Source organism: Streptomyces sp. NPDC030814 (genome assembly GCF_055572155.1).
In genome coordinates, this window is record NZ_JBVIDX010000015.1 from 200,886 (window position 1) to 207,500 (window position 6,615).

General features: G+C 63.7%; 8 protein-coding genes and 1 pseudogene. 3 read left to right on the forward strand and 6 right to left on the reverse strand.

Annotation, left to right across the window (positions count from 1 at the left end; translation table 11 throughout):
* The first annotated feature begins 76 nt into the window (after positions 1-76).
* Complete coding sequence (tamR, locus tag ACZ43N_RS28425) at positions 77-574, forward strand: MarR family transcriptional regulator TamR (protein WP_468101487.1); 498 nt, start codon at positions 77-79, stop codon at positions 572-574.
* On the opposite strand, the gene ACZ43N_RS28430 is transcribed toward tamR, so the two are convergent.
* A complete protein-coding gene (locus ACZ43N_RS28430; RefSeq protein ID WP_468101489.1) occupies positions 533-1,381 on the reverse strand; it encodes a response regulator transcription factor in 849 nt (282 codons plus the stop codon). The genes tamR and ACZ43N_RS28430 overlap by 42 nt on opposite strands.
* Positions 1,382-1,631: 250 nt before the next feature.
* Here ACZ43N_RS28430 and ACZ43N_RS28435 point away from each other — a divergent pair, with 250 nt between their 5' ends.
* Entirely contained in the window at positions 1,632-2,087 is a 456-nt protein-coding gene (locus ACZ43N_RS28435) for a GNAT family N-acetyltransferase (RefSeq protein ID WP_468101515.1), read from the forward strand.
* A 16-nt stretch (positions 2,088-2,103) separates the two neighbouring features.
* Here ACZ43N_RS28435 and ACZ43N_RS28440 read toward each other — a convergent pair whose 3' ends face one another.
* A complete protein-coding gene (locus tag ACZ43N_RS28440; RefSeq protein WP_468101491.1) occupies positions 2,104-2,355 on the reverse strand; it encodes a type II toxin-antitoxin system RelE family toxin in 252 nt (83 codons plus the stop codon).
* Positions 2,352-2,606: a type II toxin-antitoxin system Phd/YefM family antitoxin gene (locus ACZ43N_RS28445; protein WP_468101493.1), complete on the reverse strand. Its 255-nt coding sequence runs from the start codon at positions 2,604-2,606 to the stop codon at positions 2,352-2,354. The genes ACZ43N_RS28440 and ACZ43N_RS28445 overlap by 4 nt, the downstream gene beginning before the upstream one ends.
* Before the next feature lie 208 nt (positions 2,607-2,814).
* Here ACZ43N_RS28445 and ACZ43N_RS28450 point away from each other — a divergent pair.
* Positions 2,815-3,561 (forward strand): annotated as a pseudogene (locus ACZ43N_RS28450) (transposase).
* A 6-nt stretch (positions 3,562-3,567) separates the two neighbouring features.
* Here ACZ43N_RS28450 and ACZ43N_RS28455 read toward each other — a convergent pair.
* Genes ACZ43N_RS28455 through ACZ43N_RS28465 form a run of 3 tightly spaced genes read right to left on the reverse strand, consistent with a single transcriptional unit; the run spans position 3,568 to position 6,385 of the window.
* Entirely contained in the window at positions 3,568-4,098 is a 531-nt protein-coding gene (locus ACZ43N_RS28455; RefSeq protein WP_468101495.1) for a hypothetical protein, read from the reverse strand.
* An 8-nt stretch (positions 4,099-4,106) separates the two neighbouring features.
* Entirely contained in the window at positions 4,107-5,933 is a 1,827-nt protein-coding gene (locus tag ACZ43N_RS28460; protein ID WP_468101497.1) for an alpha/beta hydrolase, read from the reverse strand.
* Between the two features lie 5 nt (positions 5,934-5,938).
* On the reverse strand, positions 5,939-6,385 hold the full coding sequence (locus tag ACZ43N_RS28465; RefSeq protein ID WP_468101499.1) for a hypothetical protein: 447 nt from the start codon (positions 6,383-6,385) through the stop codon (positions 5,939-5,941).
* Positions 6,386-6,615: the final 230 nt, after the last annotated feature.

Consider the following 6,615-nt stretch of genomic DNA (forward strand, 5'->3'; position numbering starts at 1 on the left):
CGACGTCAAGATTATCGATATCAATCATCTTGACTCCAAGAGACTTCACATCGACACAACCACTACACTGATCGCCATGGAGGACGAGGTCGATCGGCTGGTCGCAGCGTGGCGCCGGGAGCGCCCCGACCTCGACGTGGAGCCGCTAGAAGTACTCAGCCGGGTGAGCCGGCTGGCCCGGCACCTGGACCGTGCGCGCAGACTGGCATTCGCCGAGCATCAGCTGGAGCCGTGGGAGTTCGACGTACTGACGGCGCTGCGGCGCGCGGGTACGCCGTATCAGCTCTCCCCGGGCCAATTGCTCACGCAGACGCTCGTGACCTCGGGCACGATGACGAACCGCATCGACCGCCTGGCGAAGAAGGGCCTGGTCGAGCGGTTGCCGGACCCCACTGACCGTCGGGGCGTGCTCGTCCGGCTGACGGACGAGGGCCGGGACCGGGCGGACCAGGCGCTCGCCGGACTCCTCGACCAGGAACGAGCGATCCTGGCCGAGCTGTCACGGGCCCAGCGAGGTGAACTGGCGGGGCTGCTACGCCAGTTGACCGCCCCGTTCGACAACATCCCCGGTTAGGTCGGCGGGCCCCACGCCGGCGCGGCGGGCGAGGGCGACGGCGGCGAGGGTGCTGTGGACGCCCAGCTTGCCGAGGACGTTCTGCATATGGGTGCGGACGGTGTGGGGCGACAGGAACAGGCGCTCGGCGACGGCTTTGCGCCCCAGCCCGGCCACCATGCACCGAAGCACTTCACGCTCACGTGGTGTGAGGGACTCGACGAGCCGCTCACTCTCCGTGCGGTGCTTGCGGGCGGCGGTCAGTTCGCGCAGTACGCCGGTGAGGAGGGCGGGCGGCAGATGTGTCTCGTCGCGCAGCACTCCGCGGATGACGGTGAGCAGCCGCGAGAGCGAGCAGTCCTTGGCGACCCATCCGGAGGCTCCGGCCTGGAGCGCGAGCGCGGCCCGGCGCGGGTCGTCCTTCTCGGCGAGCACGACGGTCCGTACGGTCGGCTGCCCCGACCGCACCCCGGCGACGAGGGATATGCCGTCGACGAGCCCGTCCTCGCCTCCGTCCCGTACGGGGACCGGCCCGGAGACGGCGGCGACGGGCCCCCGCCCGGGGCTGTACCCGGGGGCGGCACCTGTCGCGCCCAGGTGGTGGCCTGGACGCACGGCGGGCGGCTGACCATGCCCGCCCAGATCGGCGTCGACGAGCAGCACGTCGAACTTCCGCCCTTCCGCCGCCGCGCGTTCCAGACAGCGCAGCGCGGCGGGGCCGCTGCCGGCCGCGGACACGTCGACGTCGGGCTCGGCGGCGAGAGCCGCGGCGAGCGACTCGGCGAAGATACGGTGGTCGTCAACGACCAGGACTCGGATGCGAACCACTGAAACCCCCACTGGTCGGGGGACGACCGGCGCGGGTACGACGCCCGGAAGGTTCCCCGGTTGACACCTGGGACGGGGCGCCGCAGCCACACGGCCGCCGCCGTGCTGAACCGCTACCCCCACTCCGGGCGTCGTACCCGACTTGTCTCGCCCCCTGATCAGCACCGGCCCCCACCGGCACTGTCCATCAGAGTAGGGCCGGAGGGCAGGAGCGGAAGGTGATTTGCAGAACTGGTTGGCGAACGCGTTTATGGTGTGCCGCATGTTTCGAATCGAGACAGAAGTCGACAAAGATCGAGCCCAGTTGCTGCATTCCCGACTGAGGGCCACCAACACGGCGGCCTCCCCGGTCCTACGGAAGCTGCGCAGCACCCCTGAAGAACGGGAGACACCTCTGCACGTCTGGGCGGTCGACGACGCGGGGACGCTGGTCGGCGGCCTCGTCGGCCACACGTGGGCGACCTGGCTCCATGTCACGTACCTCTGGGTCGACGAAACCGCCCGGGGCTCCGGCCTGGGCACCCGCCTGCTGTCGGACGCGGAACGCATGGCCCACGACGAACGGGGCTGCCGGGCGGCCCGCCTGGAGACCTGGGACTTCCAGGCCCCCGACTTCTACAAGAAGCTGGGCTACGAGGTGGCGTGCGTGATCCCGGACTATCCGCCGGGGGTTACGGAGTACACGTTGACGAAGGGGCTGGGGTGAGGCGGAACGCCGACTACTACGGGGTGCGCCCCAGATGAGTCACCAAGATCCGGATGACGCCGTCATCGATGACGTACAGAACCCGATAGTCACCGATACGCAAGCGACGAATGTCAGAAGACCCGTACGGGGTCGATCCTGCGGGACGTGGGTCGTGGGCCAACTTGTCGATGGTGTCGAGGACCAGAGCGAGACCGTTGGGGTCGTCCTGAAGGAATCGGGCCGCGGCGTTGAGGGCGTGCGGATCGAAGGTGATCTCATAGGTCACTTCTGTTCGAGCCCCAGCCGCGCGCGCACCTCTGCCATGGGAATGCCGGGTTCGATCGCCCCCTCGGCCTTACGCCGCTGATAGTCGGCGACAGCCAGAGCATCTTCGAGATCCTCTATCACCTGAGGCGAGACGAGCAGCGCTGCCACATGACCATGATCGGTGAGGGCGATGGTCTCCCGCCCGTGGGCAGCCCGGCGGACGAGGTCGCCGAGCTGGGAGCGGGCTGCGCTGATCGCGATCTCAGTCATGGAGTGATAGTGCCACAAGATTAACCTTGTGCACCATTCATGGCCTCGTCTCTACCCGCAACTCGGTCGCGACGGCCTTGGCGCGGGTTACTGAGCGTTTGCAGCTCGGCCACTGATCGGGTGACGCTGGCGGTGTGCGCAACGCACGAAACTCACGTGCCGTTGGGGGAGGTGTTCGAAGTCTCAACCCACAGGCACAGGAGTTGCGTTGGTTCCGTATTCTGCCGCGCTCGACCTGCCTCACAGGCTCGTGGGGTGGGTCACCATGCTCATCGTCACCCGCGAGGGTGACCGCCGCTGCAAGCTCCCGCCGCACCAACGTGCGTTCGTTGCTCTGGTGTACCTGCGTCGGCACGACACCCTGACGCAGATCCCGGCCGGGTTCGGCATGTCCGTCGGCACCGCCCACGCCTACACGGCCGCTGTCATCGACCTGCTCGCCGACCGCGCGCCCGGCCTGCTCCGTGCCCTGCGTGAAGCCGACCCAGAGTACGTCCTGCTGGACGGCACCCTCGCGGAGTGCGACCGGGTCGGCGACAGCCGAGCCGACTACTCCCACAAACACCACCGACACGGGGTGAACGTGCAGATGGTCACCGATCCAGACGGCCGGCTGCTGTGGATCCCGCACTCCCCGGCCACGCCCACGACCTGACGGCGGCGCGCAACCACCGGATCATCCGGATCTGTGAACGCCAAGGTGTCCCAGTCCTCGCTGACCGGGCTTATATGGGAGTCGGCTCATGGGTGACGAAACTCCTCAGACGCCCGCCGGGCCGCGAGCTCACACCGACCCAGCAAACCGTCAACCGCGCGCTGTCCGCAGCCCGGGCCCCGGTCGAGCGCGGCGTCGCACGGCTGAAGTCCTGGCGCATCTTCCGCCGGTCCCGCTGCAGCCCGAATCGAATGACCCTCAATCGCCGCTGCCGTCCTCACGCTGGAGCGGCAACGCTGAAAGAGCTCAGTAACCACTGGACGACCAGAAGTCCGAATGGACATTTGGAGGCGGTAGCTCCTGTTGTGAGTAATCCGGTCCGTTCGGCTTGCTAGTCGGCGAGGCAACCTCGGATTTCTCCACGCACGGAGTCGTTACGCTGAGATGGGCCTGCCCGTTGATTCCGATAAGGACCTGAAGCTGAAAGTCATCCTGAGTCCTGAAATGGGCTGACAACCCGTTCTCGCTAGCCGTGATGAACTTGTATCCCTTGCTCTTCCAGTGGCGCTCCAGCACGCCCAGAAAGCTGCCGCGCCGTTTGGCCGAAATGATCGTCATGACGGCACGATCACGGTCCACATAGCAATCCCCCGGCATCGAGTAGGTATGCGTCCACCGAACGGGAGGCTTTATGGCAGCGAACGCCTCATCGAGAATGGAGTCCGCTCGATCGGCGGCCTCTTGCATGTTCATTTTCACTTTACCTCCCGTGCTCGACGGCGTAGTACCGGTCAGGCCACATCCGGTAAGGAGCATCACTGCAACAACAATAGCCATCCTTTTCATCATCGTGGCGCTTCCCTCGTTACGTATCCCGGCTGCCCTGCGACAATGGCAGCAATGTTCCCTGCGGAAATCCGATCCTTCCCTTCCTCCGGCGTGAAGTAGTTACTGTGGGCCTCAAGGGTGATCTTCGAGTCCAGCACATCTGGGACCACAGGCTGGACCAACTCAGGTCCGGGCATGGTCTGGAATCTATTGGCGCCGAATGCTTCACTTGCCGGGTCCTTTCCAAACCAGATATCGTCGTCGCCCTGATCAGCAATGTCGCCCCACAGATACCCGCCAAGCAGCCCGCCTGCGAAGAACGCTGCAGCTTCACCCCCAGAAGGGAGCTTGGTGACGATGTCGTTCTCAGCCGCTCCCACCCAGACGTGCCCCTTGCCCACGCCTAGATCTTCTGCCTTGTCAACGCCGACGCCAGGGCTGCCGACAAGAATGATGTCATCGGCCCCTGGAATACCGCCCGGTTCCTGCGTGGCAGCCCCCACGAGTCTGGAGCCATAGGAATGTCCAATCGCCGTGACGTGGGGGTCTGCGTGGTCATTGGTGGCCGAAATTCCACCCAGGAAACTGTTGTATGCAGGAGCACCCCGCTCGGCATCGTCCGCCGTCATCACATCTAGAGTTTGCGGGGCATCGTACCCGAGCCATACGATCGCAGACGAGGAAGGATCGATCTGTTGAGCACCCTTGGCAGTATCAAACGCTCGCTTAACCGTGCCATTTGCAAAATCGCCATCGAGTTTAGTCCCCAGTCCAGGCACATAAGCCGAGACATTCTTCGACGTGTCGGGGTTCCCAAAGGCGACGATCGCCCTTCCGTTTCCCTCAAGACCAACTCCCAGGAGAAACATCGGTGGCTGACTTCCCGAGTTTAGCTTGTTCTGAATACCTTTTAGCCCGTCGAGCTTTTCTTTGGACGCTTCATCGGTCCCTCCTTCCAGTTGCGCGATGAGAAGTCGAATGTTCTCCCGGTTGGCATCGTCGCGCACTACAGAAGGAACACCATCCAAGTTTCCGATGATTTCCGGAAAGGCGATTCTGTATTCTGCTCGCTCTTCATCACTCAGGCCGTCCCACCACTTTTTGCGCTCGGCAGGCGACTTTTCCAGTGGGATTTGATCCTTGATGTAATCACTTGCAACTGAGCTCACCGAGTCGACGTCGGATGCCACGTCCGCCCACGTCTTGGTGTTGACTGCCAGGCCCTTGGTGGCCTTCAGTTTCTTCAGTGCCTCGCTGTACTCTCGGTCGATGTCATTGGCTTCTCGCAGAGCATGGGCGATGCGGTCGGCGATGTCCTGCGCCTTTGCTGCCCGAGGGTTGGGGACGCGCAGTTCCGGCCCTGTCCCGGTGAGTAAGCCATTGACATCAGGTCCTCGAAGAGCTGGGCTATTGGAGGGGTTCAACAATCCGTTGTTACCTATGGCTGTGCCTCCGGGGTACTTTTCCCCGGTCATTTCACTCTTGCCGCCAGCTGGATATGTCACGTTGCCGTTCGAGTCGACGGAGAAACCCAGCTCAACAGCTTCCTCCAGCGCCTCGATCAAGTTTTTTCTGGGGACAGAAATCTCGGCCGAAAAAGCGTTGAGGACTCCGCTGATCAGGCCACACTCGATCTGCGTGTAGTGAAAGTTTTGTGACAGTTTCCGCAACTGCTTTTGGGCGGCGTCCGCTGCCTCGCCTTCGTTGGCCTTTCGCATGGCTCTGACAATCTGAGTGTCAATACGCTCCTTGGCTGTACTGGCCATGTCACTGACAGTTCGATAACCATCGGCGGCTTCTGCGTAGTCAGAGGGCTTCAGGCCCCTGAGAGTCTTGTGGTCCATCGCCGTCACCGGCCCTTGACCGAGTCGGAACTGGACTTCAGCTTGGCGATTTCTGCCTCAATGGCCTGGTCGGTCCGCAGTTGATCGTTGCCTGTCTTCTCCAGTACCGCTGCGAGCCCGCCGCACAGATCGCTGATGTCCGTCACACGGCGTTCCCAAGACTCGTACACGGTCTTCTGAGCGGCAGCAGTCTGGATACCTGTCGCCTCGCTAATGCCGGTCTGCCCTTCACCCAGCTTCCTCAGCGCTTTACCGATGCTCTCCTGCAGGCTGCCCACTTCTACGCCCGCCTTGGACCATGTGGCCTTGTCCGACCTCAGCGTTCCGGTCGTGGGAGCACTGCCGTCGGGTCCACCGATTCCCGGCTCTGGGGCCACGTGATTGATCTTCATGTGCGTCGACTGTCGCTCGGCGGCAGCGGACTTGAGCTGCTCCCACTCGTCCCACGCCATGGGTGGCGCCCTCCCCGATTTTCGTGCGGCGCTGTATCTGCGCTGTCATCGACCCAGTTATCGGGGGATACCGTAGCGCTCCCGCTCACGTGCCTCATCCGCAACTGCAACCAAGCTGTCTGAGTATCTGTACTCAGAAGCTGTTGTCTTTCCGGAGGTGATCGACGCGTTTCCGCTGGTCGGGGATAGGAGTGGTGGTTCCGTGGGAGTGGTGGCCTGTCGGGTCGTCG